Source organism: Shewanella putrefaciens (genome assembly GCF_016406305.1).
Lineage (GTDB): Bacteria > Pseudomonadota > Gammaproteobacteria > Enterobacterales > Shewanellaceae > Shewanella > Shewanella putrefaciens_C.
The window spans coordinates 2,291,964-2,315,390 of record NZ_CP066369.1; the positions used below are offsets into that span (position 1 = coordinate 2,291,964).

Below are 23,427 nucleotides of genomic sequence, written 5' to 3' on the forward strand. Positions count from 1 at the left end.
AGGTGTTATAAAATAATGCATTACCGCTTATTACTAGGCGTTTAGTTTACGCTTAAAAATGTTTCGGTGGCGGAGGCGCTAATACCTCACGGTTACCATTGTGCCCCTGGGCCGATACTACGCCCTGCATTTCCATCTGCTCAATAATGCGTGCGGCGCGGTTATAACCAATCTTAAACTTGCGCTGCACACTGGAAATCGAGCCGCGGCGCGTTTCGGTGACAAAGGCAACCGCTTCATCATACAAGGGATCGTACTCTTCATCGGATTCCGCCGTCTCGCCTGGCAACAACACTTGCTCGCCTTCACTGACACCATTAAGAATTTCATCAATATACTGGGGCTTACCGCGAGCACACCAGTCGGCCACCACTCGGTGAACTTCATGATCGTCAATAAAGGCGCCATGAACCCGGTTTGGCACTGCTGTGCCAGGGGGGAGGAATAACATATCACCCATACCGAGCAGGGTTTCTGCTCCCTGTTGATCTAAAATGGTGCGCGAATCGATACGCGATGACACTTGGAATGCCATACGTGTCGGGATGTTTGCCTTGATCAATCCCGTGATCACATCCACCGATGGTCGCTGAGTCGCTAAAATTAAATGGATCCCTGCCGCACGAGCCTTTTGGGCAATACGGGCAATCAGCTCTTCTACTTTCTTACCGACAATCATCATCATATCGGCAAATTCGTCGACCACGACGACAATTGAAGGCAACTTATCTAACGCGGGCGCTTCGGGTTCCATGCTGTCCGATGACTTCCACATAGGATCTAAAATCACTTCGCCATTGGCTTTCGCCTCGGCAATTTTCGCGTTATAGCCCTTAATATTGCGCACACCCATCATGGACATCAACTTATAGCGACGTTCCATCTCGCCCACACACCAACGCAGTGCATTGGCGGCTTCTTTCATATCAGTCACAACTTCACACAACAAATGCGGAATGCCTTCATAGACTGACAGTTCCAACATTTTGGGGTCGATCATGATAAAACGCACATCTTCGGGGCCAGACTTGTAAAGCAGGCTAGTGATCATCACGTTCACCCCCACAGACTTACCCGAGCCTGTGGTACCAGCTACCAATAAATGCGGCATTTTGCCTAAGTCAACCACAACGGGCTCGCCCGCAATATCTTGACCAAGCACCATAGTGAGATTCGACTTACTCTCAGTGAACGCCGTGCAATCGAGCACATCCCGCATAAATACGGTTTCACGGAATTTATTCGGTAGCTCCAGCCCCACATAGGCCTTACCGGGGATAACCTCAACCACACGTACACTTTCCGCCAGTAATGAGCGGGCTAAATCCTTGGATAAATTGGAAATTTTAGAGGCTTTTACACCTGGAGCTAACTCTAACTCAAAGCGAGTGATCACAGGCCCTGGGTAGACACCGACAACATTGGCAACAATATTAAAGTCTGCCAATTTAACTTCCACTAAGCGGGCAACTTGTTCAAGTTCTTCTGGGCTTATGGGATTCTTTTTACGATCAGGCACATCCAGCAGGCTAATACTGGGTAATGGGTCCATAGGTTTGGCTGGCACCGGCTTATCTTCTTGCCCGGGCAAAACCACAATTCCATCGACAATTTTTGCCTTTTGATCTGGCTTTCTGCGTTGGGCCGTAACGGCTCCCGTCGATGCTTTGGTATCAAAATCGATAACATCCTCATCGCCAAAATCTAAAGTGTCATCCTCATCGTCATCAATAAATGCCTCGCGGCCAAACACGGGCTCATCTTCTTCAGCGTCAAAGGCGTGGAAGCCTGCATCAAACTCAACCTCGTCAACATGAGTGGGCTTTGCTACCCAAGGCGGTGCTTCAAAATGACCATGCTCGGCAATGGCTTCCTGCTTATCGATTTGCGGTTCAACACGTTGATTGATGGTGTTTTTTGCACTGCTTAAACTTAAAATTTTCGCCAGTGGCGAGCGTTTTTTCTGCGCAGGTTCCTGAGCATTGGTGTCCTCAGAGACTATCGCATCGACTTTTTTGGGCACAATCACCTTAGCCGGCACACGTTCATGCACTCTGGATGTTTCAATGACATGCTGGGAGTCACGACGCTGCTTAAACTTCTCAACAACCGACATAAAACCACGGGTATCTTCGGTTTCATGTTCACGTTTCATGGCCTGTGGCAGGCGCTTGAGTTGATTATATAACCAAATGGAGGCATAACCGACTTTTTCAACCACAGTCAACCAGCTAATGCCCGTGAGCAAGGTAAAGCCAGAGCCTAAAAAACACAGTAATAACAGCGTCGTACCGAGTTTATTGAAATACGGCAGCATGGCTTGACCTATGACGTCCCCCGCAACACCGCCGGCAGAAAACTCATAGATATTATTGGCATTCATGCTCGCTAAAGCGGAAAACCCTAGGATCAGTAATAAGAAACCTATAATACGCAATGCGACTGAAAAATAATCAATTTCGAGCAGATCGTGGGCGCGTTTAAACAACAGCCAACCCGTCGATGCCACAATAATGGGCATAATATAAGCGGTAACACCGAAAAAATATAACAGTATGTCGGCAATCCAAGCACCAACAGCACCGGTCCAATTTCTGATCTCACCCTGAAAATGCGACTGACTCCACCCCGGATCAGATGGGCTAAAACTGGTCAGCGCGAGAAGAATATAAGTGGCGAGAACACAACATATAATCAGTCCACCTTCGAGTAGACGTTGCAGCCCTGTGAGCGTGCGTACACTATTTCCTTGAGACAAACGACATAATCCATAAAAAATGAAAACAGGTAGGCTTACGATACCAGAATCCCACTAAATGTGGAGCACATTAGCCTGTTTTTCTCCCGAGATTCGTCCGCGGAAGCCAAAAAATAACCGTTCCTCTATATAAAGGAACATATTTAGCCTTAACCAATTAGAACACTGGGACTTTCTGCCTATAACCTATAAACAATCCGCCTAAAAAAATGCCCCTAAGTCGGCATACTTAAGGGCGTTGCAAGGTAGAACATTCGAGTGTGTATTGGCAAGAGTGTGTCAATAAATAAGGGGCCTTGGCCCCTTATGGTAAAACCAAACAATCAGGGTAATTTAGATATCTGAAAGTAGATGATTTATCGCTACACGACTGGTGTGTTTTACTTCTTCCATCACAACGTATGTACGAGTATCTGAAACGGAAGGTAATTTTAGCAATGTCTCACCTAATAGGCGGCGATACGCCGACATATCAGAAACACGCGTTTTTAATAAGTAATCAAAGTCGCCCGAAACGAGGTGACATTCTTGAATGTCATCCAGTAATTGCACAGCGCGATTAAACTTATCAAACACTTCGGGCGTATCACGGCTTAAGGTGATTTCCACGAATACCAGTAGGGATGCACCCAGGAAATGGGGATTAACCAGCGCGGTATAGCCGTTGATATATCCTTGCTTTTCGAGTCGTTTCACTCTTTCTAAACACGGAGTTGGACTTAATCCAACTCTCTTCGATAACTCCACATTAGAAATGCGGCCATCAATTTGTAATTCATTAAGAATGTTGCGATCGATGCGATCCAAGTCTTTTACAGGACTCTTTTTATTATATGCCATTTATTTAACCTTGCTTTATCACTAAAACAACATTTTATTCTACGTATGTCCAAAGTTCAGCAGCATAAACTGCGTCGCCGATACTATACTAGATATCCCTGAATTAATCACGTTCAGGTCACGATAAAATAACAATTATGCCCATTAAAAGTGGGTTATCAGGCAATTGAGGCTCAAAGATGATTATTGGTGTTCCTAAGGAAATTAAAAACCACGAGTATCGTGTCGGTATGGTTCCTTCAAGTGTTCGTGAGTTAGTAATAAAAGGTCACGAAGTATTTGTTGAAACAAATGCTGGCACAGGTATTGGTTTCTCAGATCAAGATTATATTGATGCTGGCGCCACAATTTTAGCGACTGCTGCTGAAGTTTTCGCTAAAGCAGAGATGATTGTAAAGGTAAAAGAGCCTCAAGCAGTTGAACGCGCTATGTTACGTCACGATCAGATTTTATTCACTTATCTGCATTTAGCGCCGGATTTACCGCAAACTGAAGATTTAGTTAAAAGTGGCGCTGTTTGTATTGCCTACGAAACCGTCACCGATGACCGTGGTGGTCTTCCCCTACTCGCTCCTATGTCAGAAGTTGCTGGCCGCATGTCAATCCAAGCCGGCGCTATGGCATTAGAGAAATCTTCCGGTGGCCGTGGCATGTTATTGGGTGGCGTCCCCGGCGTTGAACCAGCCAAAGTCGTTATCATCGGTGGCGGTATGGTAGGAACCAACGCAGCCCAAATGGCAGTTGGCATGGGCGCAGATGTGGTTGTGCTCGATCGCAGTATCGATGCACTGCGTCGCTTAAATGTGCAGTTTGGTTCTGCTGTTAAAGCCATTTATTCAACTGCCGATGCGATTGAACGCCATGTACTTGAAGCTGATCTTGTGATCGGTGGCGTATTAATCCCAGGTGCCGCAGCACCAAAATTGGTGACTCGCAGCATGATTTCCCGCATGAAGCCTGGCAGTGCCATTGTTGACGTTGCAATCGACCAAGGTGGTTGCGTTGAAACTTCCCATGCCACTACGCACCAAGACCCAACTTATATCGTTGATGATGTTGTGCATTACTGTGTGGCGAACATGCCAGGTGCAGTTGCACGCACTTCAACTTTCGCACTTAACAATGCAACGCTACCCTACATTCTTAAATTAGCTAACTTAGGCTATAAAGAAGCACTGTTACAGGATAAACACCTGCTGAACGGTTTAAACGTCATGCATGGTAAAGTGGTATGTAAAGAAGTGGCCCATGCATTAAGCCTTGAATACACAGCGCCAACAAGCTTATTGGTATAACTCACAGCAGATATTGAGCGCAGTAAACATCAATATTGAGTGAAGTTCATTCATCGGCCCCAACATGTTGGGGCCGATTTTTTTTGCATCTTGGTGAAGTAGTTCTAAGTACAAGCTCCTCTCATCCCCTATGGGTAAACTTATACTGACAATACCGCGACCACTCGGTTAGCTTAATCTAAAAGAATCGCCAAACAGCGCTTTACCCCTACAGGTAAATTCCCTACAATCCTTGCAATTTGCTAAAGGCACGGAGATAAAAATGAGCCAAGTCAGACACAGTAACTTATTGATTTTGGGCTCTGGCCCAGCGGGATACACGGCAGCTGTTTATGCGGCGCGCGCCAATTTAAAACCCGTTATGATCACAGGTATGCAGCAAGGTGGTCAATTAACCACGACGACCGAAGTTGAAAACTGGCCAGGTGACGCCGACGACTTAACCGGTCCAGCCTTGATGGAACGTATGCAAAAGCATGCGGAAAAATTTGATACTGAAATTTTGTTCGATCATATTAACGAAGTCACCTTAACCGAGCGCCCTTTCCGCTTGAAAGGCGACAACGGCGAGTACACCTGTGATGCGCTGATCATCGCAACTGGCGCATCTGCCCGTTACTTAGGATTAGACTCAGAAGAAGCATTCAAAGGTCGCGGCGTATCAGCCTGTGCCACCTGTGATGGTTTTTTCTATCGCAACCAAAAAGTTGCTGTGATCGGTGGTGGTAATACGGCTGTCGAAGAAGCACTGTACTTAAGCAATATTGCCGCGGAAGTGCACTTAATCCATCGCCGCGACACCTTCCGCTCTGAAAAAATCCTAATCGATCGCTTAATGGATAAAGTCGCTAATGGCAACATTATCCTGCACCTCAATCAAACTATGGACGAAGTGGTAGGTGATGCAATGGGCGTAACTGGCCTAAAGATGAAGAGCACTCAAGATGGCGCTATCACTGATTTAGCTGTTGCGGGTGTGTTCGTTGCCATTGGCCACAGCCCAAATACCAGTATCTTTGAAGGCCAATTAGAGATGAATCATGGCTACTTAAAGGTACAAAGTGGTCTGCAGGGCAATGCGACTCAAACGAGTATTGAAGGGGTGTTTGCCGCCGGTGACGTGATGGACCAACATTATCGTCAAGCTATTACTTCTGCTGGCACAGGCTGTATGGCAGCACTCGATGCAGAGCGTTACTTAGACGCTAAAAAGTAACATGATGAAGTGTTTCAACGAATAGCAGGCTTAGCCTGCTATTTTTTTAGCTGGAATTTACCACTAGAGATCACTCGATGATGCCAACCTGTGCCTACTCTCCAGCCTTTTAAGACGTTACGAATAGCAAGTGATTGAAACACCAAAATGGCGCACAAAAAAAGGGACCAAATGGTCCCTTCTCTACAGCGACAAACTAATTTCTTAGTTTAACGCTTCTTTTGCTTTTTCAACTAAAGTTGCGAATACAACTTTATCGAATACAGCGATGTCAGCCAAAATCTTACGATCGATTTCGATAGACGCCTTTTTCAGACCGTTGATGAAACGGCTGTAAGACAGACCATTTTGACGAGCGGCAGCATTGATACGTGCAATCCACAGTTGACGGAATTGACGTTTTTTCTGACGACGGTCACGGTAAGCATATTGACCAGCTTTAGTTACTGCTTGCACAGCAACGCGGTAAGTACGGCTACGAGCGCCATAATAACCTTTAGCTAATTTTAAAACTTTCTTGTGACGAGCACGAGCGGTTACACCACGCTTAACTCTTGGCATTTTCTAATCTCCTAAATTAAGCGTAAGGTAATTGACGCGCGATTGCTGGAACATCACACTTAGCAACTAAACATTTGGCACGTAAGTGACGCTTACGCTTAGTGCTCTTCTTGGTCAAAATGTGACGTAAATGTGCTTGCTTACGCTTGAAACCATTGGCGGTTTTCTTAAAACGTTTCGCTACACCTCTGTCGGTTTTCATTTTAGGCATTACTAAAACTCCGCATTGGGATGTTAAATAAAAAGCAAGGCGAGCAAAGGCCATAGACCTTTGCTACTTTCGGGTTGCCCTACTTATTTCTTTTTAGGCGCTAGCACCATGATGGCTTGTCGACCTTCCATTTTCGGGAAAGATTCAACAACCGCATACTCATCCAAATCAGTCTTAATACGGTTCAATAGATCCATACCAAGATTTTGGTGGGCCATTTCGCGACCTCGGAAACGCAGCGTAATCTTCGCTTTGTCCCCGTCTTCCAGAAAACGTATCAGGTTGCGTAGTTTTACCTGATAGTCGTTTTCGTCAGTTCCAGGACGGAATTTAATTTCCTTAACCTGAACCTGCTTTTGCTTCTTCTTTTGTTCCTTGGCTGACTTAGCCTTATCAAAAAGGAACTTACCGTAGTCCATAATGCGACATACTGGAGGTTCAGCGTTTGGACTAATTTCAACTAGGTCTACACCCGCTTCATCTGCCAAATTCTGAGCATCTCTGATGCTTACCACACCAATAGCTTCACCATCAATGCCTGTTAAACGTACTTCTGGTACGCCTGTGATTTCTTCATTGATTCTATTAGGGGCCGGCTGACGCCCTGCTGTTTTTTTGATCTTTATGACCTATTCCTCCAACAATTTGAGACTACGGAGCGAAATTTGTTGATGGATTTTAGCGGCGAAATCTTCGATTCGCATCTTACCTAAATCAATACCATCACGGGTACGCACCGCTACTTCCTTATTTTCCATTTCTTGATCGCCAACGACCAATAAATAAGGAACACGCCTTAAGGTGTGCTCGCGTATTTTAAAGCCTATTTTCTCATTCCTCAAGTCAAAAGACGCTCGAATACCTTGTTCTTTGAAGAATTTGACGACTTCTTCAACATAATCAGCCTGTTTGTCGGTGATATTCATCACGACAACTTGCATTGGGGCCAACCAAGTTGGGAAACGACCTGCATATTCTTCTATCAAGATACCCAAGAATCGTTCCAAAGAGCCTAAAATAGCACGATGGATCATCACGGGAGTTTGACGGCTGTTATCTTCGGCGACGTAAGTCGCACCTAAACGGTTTGGCAACGCATAATCGAGCTGCACAGTACCACATTGCCACGCACGGTCCAAACAATCGTGTAAAGTAAATTCGATTTTCGGTCCGTAGAAGGCGCCTTCACCGGGTAAAATGGTGAATTCAATGTTATTTGAGCGTAGAGCTTGCTTGAGTGCTTCTTCTGCTCTATCCCACATCGCATCGTCGCCGATACGTTTTTCGGGGCGAGTCGAGAGTTTTACGACAATGTTTTCAAAACCAAAGGTTGAATAAGTGTCGTAAACCATCTGGATACAGGAGCTGACTTCCGCTTGCACTTGATCTTCAGTACAGAAAATATGGGCGTCGTCTTGGGTAAAACCACGTACGCGCATTAAACCGTGGAGCGAACCTGAAGGTTCATTACGGTGACAGCAACCAAATTCCGCCATACGAAGTGGCAAGTCGCGGTAAGATTTCAACCCTTGGTTGAAGATCTGTACGTGGCCTGGGCAGTTCATCGGCTTGATGGCGTATTCGCGGTTTTCGCTGCTGGTCGTGAACATGGCTTCTGCGTATTTATCCCAGTGACCAGAACGTTCCCACAACACGCGGTCCATCATTAATGGGCCTTTGACTTCTTGGTAAGTGTATTGGTTTAGCTTACGGCGAATGAATCTTTCTAATTCGAGGAAGATACTCCAACCGTCGTTATGCCAGAACACCATACCTGGGGCTTCTTCTTGCATGTGGTACAAGTCGAGCTGCTTACCGATTTTACGGTGGTCACGCTTAGCCGCTTCTTCAAGACGGGTTAAGTGTGTGCTCAGGGCTTTTTTGTCGGCCCAAGCGGTACCATAGATACGTTGCAACATCTTGTTTTCTGAGTTGCCACGCCAGTAAGCGCCGGCAATGCTCATTAATTTGAAATGTTGGCAGAAACGCATGTTAGGTACGTGCGGTCCACGACACATGTCTGTGTATTCTTCGTGATGATACAGCGCAGGCGTGGCGTCTTTGCTGATGTTCTCATCCAGAATGGCAATCTTATAATCTTCACCGCGCGCCGCGAATGTATCGCGAGCTTCTTGCCAGCTCACTACACGTTTTACAACGTCATAGTTGGTTTTTGCCAGTTGAAGCATACGCTTTTCTAAGGCTTCGATGTCATCTTGAGTCAGCTTGTGCTCAAGGTCGATATCATAATAGAAGCCGTTATCGATAACTGGACCAATCGCCATCTTGGTTTCTGGCCACAGTTGCTTAATCGCATGGCCTAATAAATGCGCGCAAGAATGGCGAAGAATTTCAACACCTTCTTCGTCTTTGGCGGTAATGATTGATAGCTCAGCATCGGTTTCAATGGGATCGCAGGCATCTTTTAATTCGCCATTAACGCGGCCAGCGATACAGGCTTTAGCAAGACCAGGGCCGATATCGGCGGCAACATCGAGAGTCGATACAGCATGAGCAAACTCGCGCTTGCTACCATCGGGAAGTGTAATTACAGGCATGAAATATCCTTTCCAGTGGTGACCCACACGTAGGGCCACTTGGGTTTAGTTAATGTAAGAGAAATGCTCGCTAGGTTAAGACAGTACAGGAGTCTTAGCCGCCTTGCGTAACAGGGCGTTCATTCTACGGGATTGGCGCCAAGGGGTGCAAGTGCATTGGCCAAATTGCGTGGCATTGTGCAATAAATGCAAATTCATGATTTTGCAGTGTGTTGGTAACTTATCAGTCATCAAACATCCCTATTCTAGCGCCAGTTGATTGTACAGCACTCAAAAACATCGAAAGGAAGTTGATATGTTGAACTGTATTCTATTTGCGGTCGCGTTAACCCAATCAGCGGCCGTATCGCTTGAAACTCAAATCCCAGAAACCATAGATGTTCATATTGATACCCAAATGTTGGTTGTTGATATCCAAGCTGAGCTTGAGCAGCAAATGCAACAATTAAGCCTTTCAATCGTTCAACATGCCCGCGATGGCGTTTTGCACAGTAATGAAATTGAGGGGCTAATTACGGTAAAAGAGTAGCGTTTGATCCCTATGGGCGATGCATCCGTGCACTTGGTTGACGCTATCGCAGCTAGACCATATCGCAACTATATTTAGTAAGCCCTATGGGAGGCGTCATTTAGTCCATAGGTTAGGGTCATATATTCTTTCATCCCATTGAAGGAGTAACACTATGAGGATCATGAATAAGGTTATCGCCTGTCCCCACTGCGGACATCATCAACATATCAGTATCGATGCCAGCAGTGGCGATCAAGATTATTACGATGATTGCCGTATTTGCTGTAATCCTATCCACTTGCGCCTGCATGTGGATGATGCTCGGCGGACCGTTGAATTGTATGTTGACTCAGATGATGAACAAATTTATTGACTGATAGGCAATATCAGCCATTCTTTTGCGCTTGTTCCTTGAGGCGTCTGGCGAGTACGCGCTCAACGGTATCAACGATCACTTGTGTTTGGCTATCGATCTCAATATTGAGTTCATCGCCGACTTGGCACTGACTTAAGTTTGTTAACTTGAGCGTTTCTGGAATTAAGTGCAGCATAAAACTTGAATCACTGACCTCGCCAACGGTGAGGCTGCAGCCGTTGACCCCGACAAAACCTTTATAAAAGATGTAATCCATCCATTTAGGCTCAATCCCTAACGTCAGATCATAGTGTTGTTCTGTGTGACTGATATGGATGACTTTAGCCTTGGTATGGATATGGCCAGACAAAATATGCCCGCCGATTTCACTGCCGAAGGTTAATGAACGTTCAATATTAACCCTGTGACCTACAGCTAAAGTGGCAAGATTGGTTAACCGTAACGTCTCTTCCACTACATCGAAAAATACCCTATCATCAACCACCTGAGTCACAGTAAGACATACCCCGTTATTTGCCACACTTGCTCCAATCGCAAGTCCCTCATGCAAATCAGGTTTAAACGCTACCTCAAGGGTATTTAGGCCATCTTTCTTATGTATTGCAACCACCTCGCAGGTGGCTTGAACTATACCTGTAAACATTTTTTCTCGCTCATTCGTTAAAGGCTGTATTTATGAATCATTCAGGCTTCCAAGCCAAACGTCTTATCCAACTTGCACTACCTGTGCTCATCGCCCAAGTCACGCAGACCATGATGGGCTTTATCGATACCGTTATGGCGGGCCGCGTCAGTGCTGTCGATATGGCCGCCGTTGCGGTCGGCACTAGCCTGTGGTTACCTGCCATCCTGTTTGTTCAGGGGTTGCTTATGGCTTTCACGCCTTTATTTGCCCACTATAACGGGGCTAACAATCAAAAAGCGATCCAACCCTTAGCATTCCAGGCCGCCTATCTGGCACTTATCGGAGGAATTGGCGTGATGGCATTTCTTGCCGCTGCGCCTTTTGTGCTCGGCCTTATGAATTTAGAACCCGAATTGTACCGCTTAACCATAGGTTATATCGACGGTATTTTATGGGGCGCCCCCGCATTTGTCCTGTATCAAGTGTTACGTGGCTGCAGTGAAGGTATTTCCTATACATTGCCGACTATGGTCATAGGTTTTGTGGGTTTAGCGGTCAATATTCCCGCTAACTATATTTTTATCTATGGTCACTTTGGCGTCCCCGCTATGGGTGGCGCGGGTTGTGGTGTAGCAACTGCCCTTGTTTTTTGGGCAATGCTGATAGCCATGACCTTATATATGCAGTTACATAGGAAATTTGCTGCCTTGGCGCCCTTCAGTCAATTTCATCGCCCCGATTTTAGCACGATGAAAAAAATGACCAAGTTGGGTATGCCAATCGCCATGGCGCTGTTTTTTGAAGTGAGTTTATTCGCCATTATCGCCCTATTGCTCGCCCCCTTGGGCGCAACTGTGGTGGCGAGTCACCAGATAGCACTGAACTTTTCAGCCATCGTATTTATGTTGCCGTTATCTATCGGTATCGCGGTATCGATTCGCATTGGTTACTACTTAGGTCGAGATCGGGCGGATATTTCTGCTGTGGTGGCAAAAGTCGGTCTGTGGCTAGCGCTGTCCCTCGCCCTATCTACTGCTATTTTGACTGTACTATTTAGATTTCAAATTGCCGAACTCTATAACAGTGACCCAGAAGTCGTGGTCCTCGCCGGAAGTTTGATGTTAATGGCGGCGCTGTATCAATTATCGGACTCAGTCCAAGTAGTCGCAGCTGGCGCCCTTCGTGGCTATAAAGATACCCGCAGTGCATTTTATATCACGCTGTTTTCTTACTGGGGCATTGGTATGACGTTAGGCTATACCTTGGCTTATACGGATTATATTGTCCCAGCTATGGGCGCCCATGGATTTTGGACTGGGCTTATCGCCGGCCTCACCTCGGCGGCACTGCTGTTTTTTATCCGCCTACGTTATATCCAAAAACATGGCGTGCATTTAAGCCTTATCGAAGGTGATAATATCCACCATTAGTAAAGTAAACGGCGGGCCTACCCTCCCGCCGTTTGGTTTATCGGTTTGATTTCGATGCATTCTCCGGAGATTTTTTGGAGTAAGGCGAAGAAGAAATTGCGGTTTTATCAGCAGCTTTGTTGAAACTCTGGACAAGTTGCACAGCAATTCACCATTTGGCAATAAAATTCGTTTTTTTGCTTGCCAGTGATTCGCTATCCCCCTAATATAGCGCTCGTTCCAAAGCGCAATGCTTTTGATACATGTAATACAATGCACCCGTAGCTCAGTTGGTTAGAGCACTACCTTGACATGGTAGGGGTCGGTGGTTCGAGTCCACTCGGGTGTACCACTCTCTTCACAGAGTATAAAATGTGACTTCTTATTAAAAAGTAAACAGTGCACCCGTAGCTCAGTTGGTTAGAGCACTACCTTGACATGGTAGGGGTCGGTGGTTCGAGTCCACTCGGGTGTACCATTTATTGCATTAATTCCCTTTAAAACCTCAATTTAATATCATCTTAAGACACTCTATTTATATTTTTGCCTAAACCTCGCTTTTGTAAAAACATTCAAACACGCCCTCCTCCTTTCCTCTGTCTGATTACGCTTTGATTTAGTCCACTTTATCGCTGTTATCTCAAAACTCATTCTGGTCTTTCTTTTTCCCATATGACAAAAATGATGTGCTTGATACTCAGTCGATTGTTCCATCAATCGGCATATTCAAAAAGTTAACGAATATAGTGCCAGTGCAATTTACCACCTACTCAGTTATGAGCCTCATGTCACACAGTGACCTATAAATTGACAATATTAGGTGCCTTGTCTCACATTAATTAGGGGTTATTTAAAAAGAGGTATAAATAATAAATGTTGATGTAAGTTATTGTATATAAAAACAACCTCGGTACAGTATCTATGAATACAACATCAATCTTCTTACTTGGGCTGATCTCATTTTCAGCAATGGCTAATGACGACAACCGTGTTGAACTCGCACGACAAGGTTGGAAAGCGACGGCAGAATCGAACCAAAGAGTCGATTTACTTGAAGAACGTCCCGATTTAGTGCTGCTTTACGCGGGCTCACCTTACGCAAAAGAATACAATAGCCCTCGGGGCCATCAATTCGCCATTATGGACGTTACTAACATCTTACGAACAGGCAGCGGCAGTAAAGCGCAGGGCGATCCCGGAGCAAGTTGCTGGTCCTGCAAAGCTCCCGGCGCAGTTCACTTAACTCAAACACTCGGTGAGCAAGGATTTGCGAGTAAGACCTTTGCCGAGGCGGCGTATGCCATGGATGTCAGTGTTGGCTGTGAGGATTGCCACCAGCAAGGAACTGCAGCCTTAGATCTGCCGAGGGTGCATGCCAAGAATGCGATGAATAAAATACACATGCCCTTTGAAAAACAAACCCTTGCCGTCAAATCGTCTCAAGTCTGTGGTCAGTGCCATGTAACCTATTACTTTCAGCCAGAAAAATCGAATGCGGTGAATATCCCTTGGATATTCGGTAACGATGCTGACAACATAGAAAAATACTATGACACTAGGCGTTTCTTTGACTTTGTTCATCCCATTTCTGGTGTTCCCCTCGCCAAGGCTCGCCATCCTGAATTTGAACAATGGAGCCGAAGCATTCACGCACAAAGTGAGATTGGTTGCGTTGATTGCCACATGGCAGAAACCACATCTAAAGATGGCAACAGCTTTACTAGCCATAAAATTACCAGCAGTTTCAATAATTTTGACACTAAGTGCTCTGGCTGCCATGAAAGCGCCGCGGATCTCAATAAGCAAATCGCAAGCAATAAACGTGAACTTGATAATAAACGCACTGTCGTTGAAAAACTGCTTGTTAAAGCTCATATAGAGGCGGGCGCTGCTTGGGATCATGGACAAAAATGGTCCGATTTAGAGAGTGCACTAATGGATATCAGGCATGCACAGTGGCGATGGGATTATGTGGTGTCATCACATGGTTCCCATGCGCACAACAGCAAAGAAGCCATGCAATTGTTAGATGTTGCTCAAAATCAAGTTGTTATGGCAAGGGCTAAATTAGCCAAGATTTTAAAAAATGCCAGTGCTGCTGAAATCAATTACCCCGTTTTAACGTCTAAAGCCGAGGCTCAAGCGTTTGTAGAACTCAATATGGAACAACTCAAGGATGAAAAGCAGCAGTTCTTACAAGATGTCGTCAAAAAGAACTGGCCAAGTGCAAGCTATACCATTGATCAAACACCCTGATATAACAATCAAGGCTGAGCCAGTATCCACACCTGTTATTGCATTTCAGCAGTAGCCTAAAACAGCAACACTCAGGGCTACATTTTCCCAGGTAAAGGGACTGAATACCTTGATGAGAATGAGCTTAGCATGGACGCCAAGCTGACATTCGCGGGGCACATAAAACAAAACCGTGAGTATTTGCCGCTATTGCATAAGCACTTTTACTACAGCATCGGCCACATCTGCAATACTGCTACGTTGTTTCATCGCACTTTGTTGTAATTGACGATAAGCCTGCGCTTCCGTCAAGTTTTTATACTGCATCAGCAATAACTTGGCTCGGTCAATCAGCTTTTGCTCACCCATGGCTCGACGTGCATCCGCAAGCTCAGTTTGCATAGTGCGGATATGCTGCGCCTGTTCGGACAATAATTGATAGAAAGAGCGATTGGGCGCATTAATGCTTTGAGGATCAGCAAGCACCGGTGTCGCTGAAAACCCACACATACCTTGCATGCTAGGATCAATGAAGATGCTGACTCTAAAATTCATCGGCTGCTCAGCAAATTGGGTGAATTTGGCAGGATGACGCTGCAATTGCTGCTGCGCTGCACTTACCGTGATAAAGGTGAGTTTTTGCAACTGAGCTGTCAGTTTAATCTGTAATTGATGCATCTCATCCATGCGTTCAGTCGCAAACTGATACCAAAGGTCACTCACCGCAGGCACTGGCGTTGTTGTGCCTGACAGTTGCTGCATCAGCGCTCTTAACTGTTGAAGTTGCTTGGTTGCCAAGCCTTGTTCTTGTTGATGCCACTGCAATTGTTGCTCCTCAGAGGCAAACTCTAAAAAGACAACAGCATTCTGCTGTTGTGCTTGTTGTAGCAATAACAAACGCTCCCCCAACTCTGTGGTTAGCTGACCAGAGGCGAGTCCTATCGCGCCCCAGGCGCGTTCCTGCCCTGCATATTCTTTGATTTGCAATAAGTTAAACAGCGCCACCAATAATCGGGTAATGTCTGTATCACAGACGAGATCTGTTGAATCCTGCACCACCACAAGCCAAGCCGCAATTAAACTACTGTAGGCTTCCGTGGACTGCGGCGGCATTAATTGCTGCTTGCTTATCTGTTCGCGTAACGCTGCCAATCTATCTAAGCCCTGTAATGCCAGAGAGATCCCATTGAGCAGCCGACTGTTACTACACAGATCTTTTGCCTGTAGATATTGCTGAGTTAATTGCATGCGTAGTTGTTGTTCAGCTTTGGTCGTTTGCAGCAGTTGCTGTTGACGTTGTTGTGCAAATAACTCACAACCCGAAGCGAGAAAAATATTACTGATACCACGCTCACGTTGCAGCTGATGCACCAATTCGCTAATGCCAGTCACCAATAAGCAATTGGCAGAAAGTTGCTCTAATGCGTTAATTTCAGCCTGTTTAGCTGCCAGTAGGAACTGGGTTGTCTGATAGTTCATCCATTCACTCTGAGTTGCTGGCGTTGGTGCAAAGCTAGCAATCGCTATTCCACATAGGTATTGACCGTCCTCAAGCCGCAGCCATGCTGAATTGTTAGCATATTGTTGTTATCCCAATAGTAGGCATTTACCCTTTATCGCCCTTTAACAGTGCAGTAAATGCACAAAAATGGTACTCGTCAGGGGCGACGTTTCAAATAAGCATTATATAAAACCAATTAAAATCATTATCTTGCATTTAATTTATTCACTGGCATCAAAGTTGCGTAGTGAGTGTGCTGAAGGTGGTCTCACCTTCAAACATCTTCCTTGGTTGTTCAAAATGTAAGCCGTGTTAGTCACGCTGCAGTTTGGGTGCAATAGGGAGCAGATTCAGGACAAAGGTGTCCCGCGATCATCTGGAAACAGCATGATCCGGACACCTTTTTTGTTTTCTAAAAACGCCTGAAAAATCAAAGTAACAATAATAGTAGAGGTGAATCTATGGCTTATTTAGTACCCGCTGAGTTCGTGACCAAAATGGTTGATGCCGGCGAATCCAAAATTTTTATGTCAACACGAGATACTATGATCCGCGCCTATATGGCGGGTGCAATTTTAGCGTTAGCCGCTGTTTTTGCCGTCACTGTCGCCGTACAAACTGGTTCATTTTTAGTGGGTTCCATGCTATTCCCTGTGGGTTTTATTATGTTGTACCTGATGGGATTTGATTTGCTGACGGGGGTGTTTGTTCTAACGCCTCTGGCATTACTCGACCGCCGCCCTGGTGTCACTGTTCAAGGGGTATTACGCAACTGGGGATTGGTATTTACTGGCAATTTCCTTGGTGCTTTGACGGTCGCGGGCATGATGGCTTTTGTATTAACGATGGGATTTAACACAGAAGCTGGCGCCGTTGGCGATAAACTTGCGGGTGTCGGTAAAGCCCGGACCTTAGGTTATGCAGAATATGGCACAGCTGGCTGGATGACGATTTTCCTGCGTGGCATGTTATGCAATTGGATGGTATCGATGGGCGTAGTTGGGGCAATGATATCAACCCATGTCAGTGGTAAAGTGATGGCAATGTGGATGCCCATTATGCTGTTCTTTTTTATGGGCTTTGAGCACTCTGTGGTCAATATGTTCCTCTTCCCGTTTGCCATGATGATGGGCGGTGATTTTTCGGTCATGGATTATCTACTCTGGAATGAAATTCCCACTGCGTTAGGCAATCTCGTCGGTGGTTTAGCCTTTACCGGTTTAACCCTCTATAGCACTCACTATAAAACGGCCCCCAAACGTCACCTTACAGCAAAGACCGCCGGACCGTCTTCAGCAACACTGGCTAAATTTTAATGAAATTGTCAGCATCATCGCTACAAGTCTCCATTGGCCAGTACTCCAGTGCTGGCCGCAAAGCGATAAATCAAGACTGCATGGGGACCTATCAGCCCGAAGAGCCTGAGTTAAGCCGCAAAGGCATAGTATTGGCGGTAGCCGATGGGATAAGCAGCAGTTCTGTGAGCCAGATTGCCAGTGAAACGGCTGTAAACAGTTTTCTCGTTGACTATTACTGTACCAGTGATGCTTGGTCAGTCCGCCATGCCGCCTTGCAGGTACTAAAGGCAAGCCATAACTGGTTATACGCCCAAAATCGTAATAGCCCCTTTGGGTTAGATCCTGATAAGGGCTATGTCTGTACCTTTAGTGCTTTAATACTAAAACAGCGTCATGCGCATCTAATACATGTTGGGGATAGCCGGATCTATCTTCTGCGTGATCAGCAATTGGAACAATTAACGCGGGACCACAGAGTGTGGCGGGGTAGCGCTAATTTTTTAAGCCAAGCTATGGGTGCCAGTGCTGTACTCGAACCAGATTATTACAGTCTGCCTTTGCAGCCTGGAGATGTGTTTCTCTTGGCAACAGATGGTCTATTTGAACGATTGACTCAAGCGCAACTCATTGAACAACTTACTCTAACGGCTCCCTCACAAGATCTGTCACTACTGGCCCAGCAACTGGCCGAAACCGCATTTGCCGCAGGTAGTGAGGATAATATCACGCTGCAGGTGGTTAGAATTGATACTCTGGCAAATGATAACAGTGTGCCCAGTTGTATAGAGCCAGCGTTAAGTTTGCCACCATTGCTGCAACCGGGTGAAACATTGGACGGCTTGCTGGTGATCCGTCCCTTACAACAAAGCAGCCGCAGCCATGTTTATTTGGTGCAAGATACCAGTAACGAGCAATTGATGGTGCTTAAGGCGCCATCGATAGATTTAGCCGAACAGTCCGAATATCTCGACTCGCTCATGCGCGAAGAATGGATAGCCAAGAGAGTACACAGCCATCATGTACTGCGTCCGGCAAGTATCAATCGACCCCGCACTGCCCTGTATACCTTATTCGAATATGTCGAAGGCCAGACCTTGAAGCAGTGGCAACGGGATCACCCTGAACCCACGCTAGAGCAAGTTAGAGGCATCATAGAACAATTGGGAAAAGGCTTACAAGCGTTGCACCGCAGCGAGATTCTTCATCAAGATATTCGCCCAGATAATCTCATGATCACCCCTCAAGGTCTGGTTAAAATTATCGATTTTGGTGCAGCGCGGTTGGCAGGGTTACAGACGGATGATGAAGTGGCGGGGAACATTCCCGGCACCGCCCTGTACACTGCGCCTGAGTATTTTTTAGGGCTCGCGGGCACGGAACAATCAGATTTATATTCACTGGCAGTATTAACTTACCATCTGTTGTCAGGGCGTTTTCCCTATGGCCCCGATGCAGCTCGAGCCAAAAGTATTAAGGCGCAGAGAAAATTGCGCTATCAATCGGTATTAAGTAATGACAGCGAGATACCAGCATGGCTGGATTTAACCTTACAAAAAGCATTGCAGCCTGATCCCAATAAACGTTACCCAGTCTTATCTGAATTTTTGTATGATTTACGTCATCCCAATGCTGAGTTTCAAAAACAGCGTAGCCTGATTGAGCGCCATCCCCTAAGGTTTTGGCAATCACTGTGTGTATTACAGGCACTGATTATTTTGTGGCTGATAGCACTACAGCCGACGATATAAGCTGGACTAGAAACTAAGCTGGACTAGAAATTATCGCTCAGCTTAGTCGCACTCAGGTAACTTACGTTGCCTACCTGCCAATAAGCAACGCAAGGGAATAACTGAGTTAGCTTTCGACGGCCACTTGCTGTAATAGGCTTAAGTCCACTTTCATCCGCAGCTTTAACACCTCGCCCACCACTATCAAAGTTGGACCAGCTAAAGGCTGAGCCGCAAGACGTTCGCTGATATCAGCCAAAGTGCCCTGCAGCTGGGTTTGCTGGGCAGTACTAACCTGATCCAGCAGTGCTATAGGCGTATCATTCGGCCAGCCAACTGACATTAAACCAGCACACAATTGTTGCAAACGGTTGAGTCCCATATAAACCACCAGCGTTGGATTAGCGCCATTGGCTCTGTACTGATAACCAGACCAGTCGGGCTGTTTAGCTGGGTCGGCAAACTGCGCCGTTAAAAACTGCACTGAAGTTGCACTGCCCCGGGCTGTCAGCGGAATACCACAATAAGCCGAAGCCGCGCAGGCGCTGGTAACACCAGGCACTATCGCAAAAGCAATACCGGCCTGCTGCAACGCCGCGGCTTCTTCCGACACCCGGCCAAAAATCGCCGGATCGCCGCCTTTTAACCGCACCACTAAACCCCCTTGCTGACCATACTCTACGAGTAACTGGTTGATCTCTTGTTGCGGCATGGCATGACGACCTGCTCTTTTACCCACAAAGACTTTTTTGCAGCGCCGTGGCGCTATAGCCAACAGCTCAGCCGACACTAAGCTGTCAAACAACAGCACATCAGCCTGCTGCAATAAACGCTGGGCTTTGACAGTCAGCAGCTCAGGATCACCAGGCCCTGCACCTATCAGCACCACCTGGCCTTTACCTGCTGGTTTGTCCTGCTCTGTTTGTGCAGCTTCACCTCTCCAGTTCCAGCCGGATAGCCACTGCGCTGTTAAAGGTGAACGCAATAAATTACTGATTACACTCATTTTGCTACCACCCTTTCTTGTCTGCTTTTTTGTCCTACGCCTTGTCCTTTGCCTTTATCGAGGATTTCTTTGAACCCTGCGATCAGGCCGCTGATGCCTGTTGGTTTTGTTGAATAGTATTCAGCCACACTCTGCCCTGTTGCAGTTTCACCCCATACACAGGGATAAGCACTTCAGGTTGTTCTAAGCACTGGCCAGTCGTCAGGTCAAAGTGCTGTTTATACAAAGGTGAAGCGACCACTATTTGCTCACCTATAGAACCCACCATGCCGCGGGATAGCACATTAGCCTTACCGAGCGGATCGTAATTGCCTACCGCATAAATCTGCGACTCTCCTTGCAGTTCTAACAAAAACACCGCCACTTGCTGGCCATTCAGCAAAGCGCAAATACCGCTGTTTTCGACTAAGTCTTCAAAAGCACAAATATCAGTCCAGGCCATGTTAGTTCTCCTCTGCTAAAGCATTGACAGGCAGCTCCGATGTTGAAAGCTGAGTTACGGGAATTTGTTGTAACCACTGGCGTTTTTCTTCTGCAGTGGCAGGGCGGATTTGCGCACGCTCTTCAACAAAAACGATGTTTTCATCTGCATCCGGGCTATTAACAAACTGGCGGAAACGTTTCAGCGCTTGTGGGTTTTCCAGCGTGGCTTTCCACTCACAGGCATAGGTATTCACTAAAGCCGCCATCTGGTTTTCCAGTTCTGCCGCTATTCCCAGCTCGTCGTCGATGATGACTTTACGCAGATAGTCCAACCCACCATCCAGTTTTTCCATCCAGACTGACGTGCGCTGCAAACGGTCGGCAGTGCGGATATACAACATCAGAATGCGATCTATGTAGCGGATTAAAGTGTCGGTATCGAGGTCGGTAGCAAATAAATCGGCATGGCGTGGTCTCATGCCGCCGTTACCGCAGACATACAGGTTCCAGCCATTTTCGGTGGCAATAATGCCAATGTCTTTGCTTTGCGCTTCAGCACATTCGCGGGTGCAACCCGACACTGCCATTTTGATTTTGTGTGGCGCACGTAAACCTTTGTAGCGGTTTTCGATAGCTATGGCCTGACCGACACTGTCCTGCACACCATAACGACACCAGGTGCTGCCAACACAAGATTTGACTGTACGTAGCGACTTGCCATAAGCATGACCAGTCTCAAAACCCGCATCAACCAAACGCTGCCAAATGGCAGGCAACTGCTCTAAACGGGCGCCAAATAAGTCGATACGCTGCCCACCGGTAATTTTGGTATAGAGATTAAAATCCAAAGCAACCTGACCTATCACCAACAGTTTTTCTGCGGTAATTTCGCCGCCGGCAATACGCGGCACCACTGAATAAGATCCGTCTTTTTGCATATTGGCGAGGAAGGTGTCATTGGTGTCCTGCAAACCGACATGAGGCTTTTTCAGCACATAATCATTCCAGCTCGACGCCAGAATAGAGCCCACTGTTGGCTTACAAATATCACAGCCCAAACCCTGACCATGGCGGCTCAAGAGTTCAGAAAAGGTTTTAATACCGCCCACCTGAACTAAATGCAGCAATTCCTGACGGGAATAGGCAAAGTGTTCACAGAGGTGATTTTTCACCTCAACACCACGGCTTTTCAGCTCGTCATCAACCACCGACTTGAGTAAAGCAGTGCAACCACCACAACCCGTACTGGCCTTGGTACAGCTTTTGATACTGGCTAAATCACAGCAACCACTGTCCATAGCCGCCACTATGTCGCCTTTGGCCACGTTATGGCAGGAACAAATGGTGGCGCTGTTGGGTAAAGTTAAAGCCGCCAAAGGTGCACCAGACGCTGCGGGTAAAATCAGTTGTTCCGGCTGTTTTGGCAGCAGCATATCGTTTAAGGCATAGTGCAGCAGGCTATCGTAGTTACTGGTGTCACCGACCAGCACAGCGCCCAAAAGCTTTTTACCGTCTTTGCTGACCACCATTTTTTTGTAGACTTGAGCGCGTGGGTCGGTAAAAACATAACTTAAAGCGCCGGGCGTTCTGGCATGGGCATCACCAATAGACCCTACCTCCACACCCAGCAGTTTCAGCTTGGTGCTCATATCCGCGCCGGTAAAACTTTGCCCGCCCCCTGTCAGTTGACTGACTACCACACGCGCCATCTGATAACCGGGCGCGACCAGACCAAAAATCTTTTGCTGCCACAAGGCACATTCACCTATGGCGTAAATATGTGGGTCAGAGGTCTGGCACTGATCATTAACCACCATGCCACCGCGTTCGCCCACAGCTAAACCACAACTGCGCGCCAGTTGGTCATAAGGCCGGATCCCAGCAGAAAACAGCACTAAGTCAGTCTCTAAACTTTCACCATCGGCAAACTGCAACTGATAACGGCATTCAGCGCCCGCTACTATGGCTTGCGTCGCTTTGCCGGTATGTACCAACACACCCAGTTCAGAAATTTTCTGACTGAGCATCTGACCGCCGCCCTGATCCAGCTGCACCGCCATCAGTTGTGGCGCAAACTCCACCACATGAGTTTGTAAACCGAGTTGTTTCAGCGCATTGGCCGCTTCCAGTCCAAGTAAACCGCCACCAATAACCACCCCAACTTTGCTTACAGCTGCGCTTTGCGCTATTGCATCTAAATCCTGCAAAGTGCGGTACACCAGACAATGCGGCTGATCATTGCCAGGAATAGGCGGCACAAACGCATAAGAGCCTGTTGCCAGCACCAGCTCGTCGTAATAAAACTGACCGCCCTGACTGGTCACCACCAACTGCTGCTCGCGATTGATTTGCTCCACCCAACAATTTAAGCGGTATTGAATACCAGCCGCCTGATAGGCCTCTTCTGTCGTCAATGCCAGTTGCTCTGCGCTGGTGCCTCTGAAATAGCCGGATAAATGCACCCTGTCGTACGCCAGCTGAGCTTCACCACAAAGCACGGTAATTTGCGCCAAAGGGTCTTTGGCTCGTAATTGATCAACAAAATGATGCCCTACCATGCCGTTGCCGATCACCAGAATTTGTTTGGTCTGCTGCATTTTTATGTCCTTAAGGCCTTTGGCGGTTGACTCGACAGCCAAATTTTGCCCATAAAAAAAGCCCGGCTCCGCACCACCAAAAGGTGGCCAGAATCCAGGCTTCGTTGCCAGCACACAGCCAGAGCTATGCGCTTAAATTCAAATTGTGTTGCATCCGTGATTGCATGCGAATGATGTAAAGCACAAAGGGTGCCATCTTATTAATCATTTGATTTAATTAGGTAATGGTAATCTGTAAAGCAACGATTTAGTAAGGGGTTGCGTTAAATTGGTGCAAAAC

At 46.7% G+C, this 23,427-nt stretch carries 20 protein-coding genes and 2 tRNA genes; 10 read left to right on the forward strand and 12 right to left on the reverse strand.

Annotated features, from left to right (window positions below; all coding sequences use genetic code 11):
- Positions 1 to 52: 52 nt before the first annotated feature.
- Positions 53 to 2,758 carry a DNA translocase FtsK gene (locus tag JFT56_RS10035; protein ID WP_198779980.1) on the reverse strand — a complete coding sequence of 902 codons (2,706 nt, stop codon included), beginning with the start codon at positions 2,756 to 2,758 and terminating at the stop codon, positions 53 to 55.
- A gap of 333 nt (positions 2,759 to 3,091) precedes the next feature.
- Positions 3,092 to 3,598 carry a leucine-responsive transcriptional regulator Lrp gene (lrp, locus tag JFT56_RS10040; protein ID WP_007647640.1) on the reverse strand — a complete coding sequence of 169 codons (507 nt, stop codon included), beginning with the start codon at positions 3,596 to 3,598 and terminating at the stop codon, positions 3,092 to 3,094.
- Between the two features lie 179 nt (positions 3,599 to 3,777).
- On the opposite strand from lrp, the gene ald reads away from it, so the two are divergent.
- Positions 3,778 to 4,893 (forward strand): alanine dehydrogenase, encoded by a 1,116-nt coding sequence (gene ald, locus JFT56_RS10045; protein WP_198779981.1) that lies wholly within the window; start codon positions 3,778 to 3,780, stop codon positions 4,891 to 4,893.
- A 262-nt stretch (positions 4,894 to 5,155) separates the two neighbouring features.
- Positions 5,156 to 6,109, forward strand: a complete 954-nt coding sequence (trxB, locus tag JFT56_RS10050; protein WP_198779982.1) for a thioredoxin-disulfide reductase — start codon at positions 5,156 to 5,158, stop codon at positions 6,107 to 6,109.
- Between the two features lie 204 nt (positions 6,110 to 6,313).
- Here trxB and rplT read toward each other — a convergent pair whose 3' ends face one another.
- The 5 genes from rplT to JFT56_RS10075 form a co-directional block, all read right to left on the reverse strand.
- On the reverse strand, positions 6,314 to 6,670 hold the full coding sequence (gene rplT / locus JFT56_RS10055) for a 50S ribosomal protein L20 (protein WP_006081652.1): 357 nt from the start codon (positions 6,668 to 6,670) through the stop codon (positions 6,314 to 6,316).
- A 16-nt stretch (positions 6,671 to 6,686) separates the two neighbouring features.
- Entirely contained in the window at positions 6,687 to 6,881 is a 195-nt protein-coding gene (rpmI, locus tag JFT56_RS10060) for a 50S ribosomal protein L35 (protein WP_007647659.1), read from the reverse strand.
- Positions 6,882 to 6,964: 83 nt separating this feature from the next.
- Positions 6,965 to 7,507, reverse strand: a complete 543-nt coding sequence (infC, locus tag JFT56_RS10065; protein WP_253988118.1) for a translation initiation factor IF-3 — start codon at positions 7,505 to 7,507, stop codon at positions 6,965 to 6,967.
- 3 nt (positions 7,508 to 7,510) lie between these two features.
- On the reverse strand, positions 7,511 to 9,439 hold the full coding sequence (thrS, locus tag JFT56_RS10070) for a threonine--tRNA ligase (protein WP_198779983.1): 1,929 nt from the start codon (positions 9,437 to 9,439) through the stop codon (positions 7,511 to 7,513).
- Between the two features lie 75 nt (positions 9,440 to 9,514).
- The gene (locus tag JFT56_RS10075) at positions 9,515 to 9,670 is read right to left on the reverse strand and encodes a hypothetical protein (RefSeq protein ID WP_198779984.1); all 156 of its coding nucleotides are present in this window, start codon (positions 9,668 to 9,670) and stop codon (positions 9,515 to 9,517) included.
- Positions 9,671 to 9,734: 64 nt separating this feature from the next.
- Here JFT56_RS10075 and JFT56_RS10080 point away from each other — a divergent pair, with 64 nt between their 5' ends.
- Complete coding sequence (locus JFT56_RS10080) at positions 9,735 to 9,968, forward strand: hypothetical protein (protein ID WP_198779985.1); 234 nt, start codon at positions 9,735 to 9,737, stop codon at positions 9,966 to 9,968.
- Positions 9,969 to 10,122: 154 nt separating this feature from the next.
- Complete coding sequence (locus JFT56_RS10085) at positions 10,123 to 10,323, forward strand: CPXCG motif-containing cysteine-rich protein (RefSeq protein WP_198779986.1); 201 nt, start codon at positions 10,123 to 10,125, stop codon at positions 10,321 to 10,323.
- A 13-nt stretch (positions 10,324 to 10,336) separates the two neighbouring features.
- Here JFT56_RS10085 and JFT56_RS10090 read toward each other — a convergent pair whose 3' ends face one another.
- Positions 10,337 to 10,969 (reverse strand): riboflavin synthase subunit alpha, encoded by a 633-nt coding sequence (locus JFT56_RS10090; protein WP_198779987.1) that lies wholly within the window; start codon positions 10,967 to 10,969, stop codon positions 10,337 to 10,339.
- 32 nt (positions 10,970 to 11,001) lie between these two features.
- Here JFT56_RS10090 and JFT56_RS10095 point away from each other — a divergent pair, with 32 nt between their 5' ends.
- From JFT56_RS10095 to JFT56_RS10110, 4 genes are all read left to right on the forward strand, one after another.
- Entirely contained in the window at positions 11,002 to 12,381 is a 1,380-nt protein-coding gene (locus tag JFT56_RS10095; RefSeq protein WP_198779988.1) for an MATE family efflux transporter, read from the forward strand.
- Between the two features lie 254 nt (positions 12,382 to 12,635).
- Positions 12,636 to 12,712, forward strand: a tRNA-Val gene (locus tag JFT56_RS10100).
- Positions 12,713 to 12,761: 49 nt separating this feature from the next.
- Positions 12,762 to 12,838 (forward strand) — tRNA-Val (locus JFT56_RS10105).
- 443 nt (positions 12,839 to 13,281) lie between these two features.
- Positions 13,282 to 14,616, forward strand: a complete 1,335-nt coding sequence (locus JFT56_RS10110) for an ammonia-forming cytochrome c nitrite reductase subunit c552 (RefSeq protein ID WP_198779989.1) — start codon at positions 13,282 to 13,284, stop codon at positions 14,614 to 14,616.
- 186 nt (positions 14,617 to 14,802) lie between these two features.
- Here JFT56_RS10110 and JFT56_RS10115 read toward each other — a convergent pair whose 3' ends face one another.
- Positions 14,803 to 16,074, reverse strand: a complete 1,272-nt coding sequence (locus JFT56_RS10115) for a nitrate regulatory protein (RefSeq protein ID WP_198779990.1) — start codon at positions 16,072 to 16,074, stop codon at positions 14,803 to 14,805.
- A gap of 483 nt (positions 16,075 to 16,557) precedes the next feature.
- Here JFT56_RS10115 and JFT56_RS10120 point away from each other — a divergent pair, with 483 nt between their 5' ends.
- Positions 16,558 to 17,412, forward strand: coding sequence for a formate/nitrite transporter family protein (locus JFT56_RS10120; protein ID WP_198779991.1), 855 nt, complete (start codon positions 16,558 to 16,560; stop codon positions 17,410 to 17,412).
- Positions 17,412 to 19,142: a bifunctional protein-serine/threonine kinase/phosphatase gene (locus JFT56_RS10125; RefSeq protein ID WP_198779992.1), complete on the forward strand. Its 1,731-nt coding sequence runs from the start codon at positions 17,412 to 17,414 to the stop codon at positions 19,140 to 19,142. Before JFT56_RS10120 ends, JFT56_RS10125 begins: the two co-directional genes overlap by 1 nt.
- 106 nt (positions 19,143 to 19,248) lie before the next feature.
- Here the strand turns inward: JFT56_RS10125 and cobA are convergent, their stop codons facing one another.
- The 3 genes from cobA to nirB all read right to left on the reverse strand — a co-directional run bounded on the left by cobA (position 19,249) and on the right by nirB (position 23,147).
- Positions 19,249 to 20,127 carry a uroporphyrinogen-III C-methyltransferase gene (gene cobA / locus JFT56_RS10130; RefSeq protein WP_198779993.1) on the reverse strand — a complete coding sequence of 293 codons (879 nt, stop codon included), beginning with the start codon at positions 20,125 to 20,127 and terminating at the stop codon, positions 19,249 to 19,251.
- An 82-nt stretch (positions 20,128 to 20,209) separates the two neighbouring features.
- Positions 20,210 to 20,569, reverse strand: a complete 360-nt coding sequence (gene nirD, locus JFT56_RS10135; RefSeq protein WP_198779994.1) for a nitrite reductase small subunit NirD — start codon at positions 20,567 to 20,569, stop codon at positions 20,210 to 20,212.
- Between the two features lies 1 nt (position 20,570).
- The gene (gene nirB / locus JFT56_RS10140) at positions 20,571 to 23,147 is read right to left on the reverse strand and encodes a nitrite reductase large subunit NirB (protein WP_198779995.1); all 2,577 of its coding nucleotides are present in this window, start codon (positions 23,145 to 23,147) and stop codon (positions 20,571 to 20,573) included.
- Between the last annotated feature and the right edge of the window lie 280 nt (positions 23,148 to 23,427).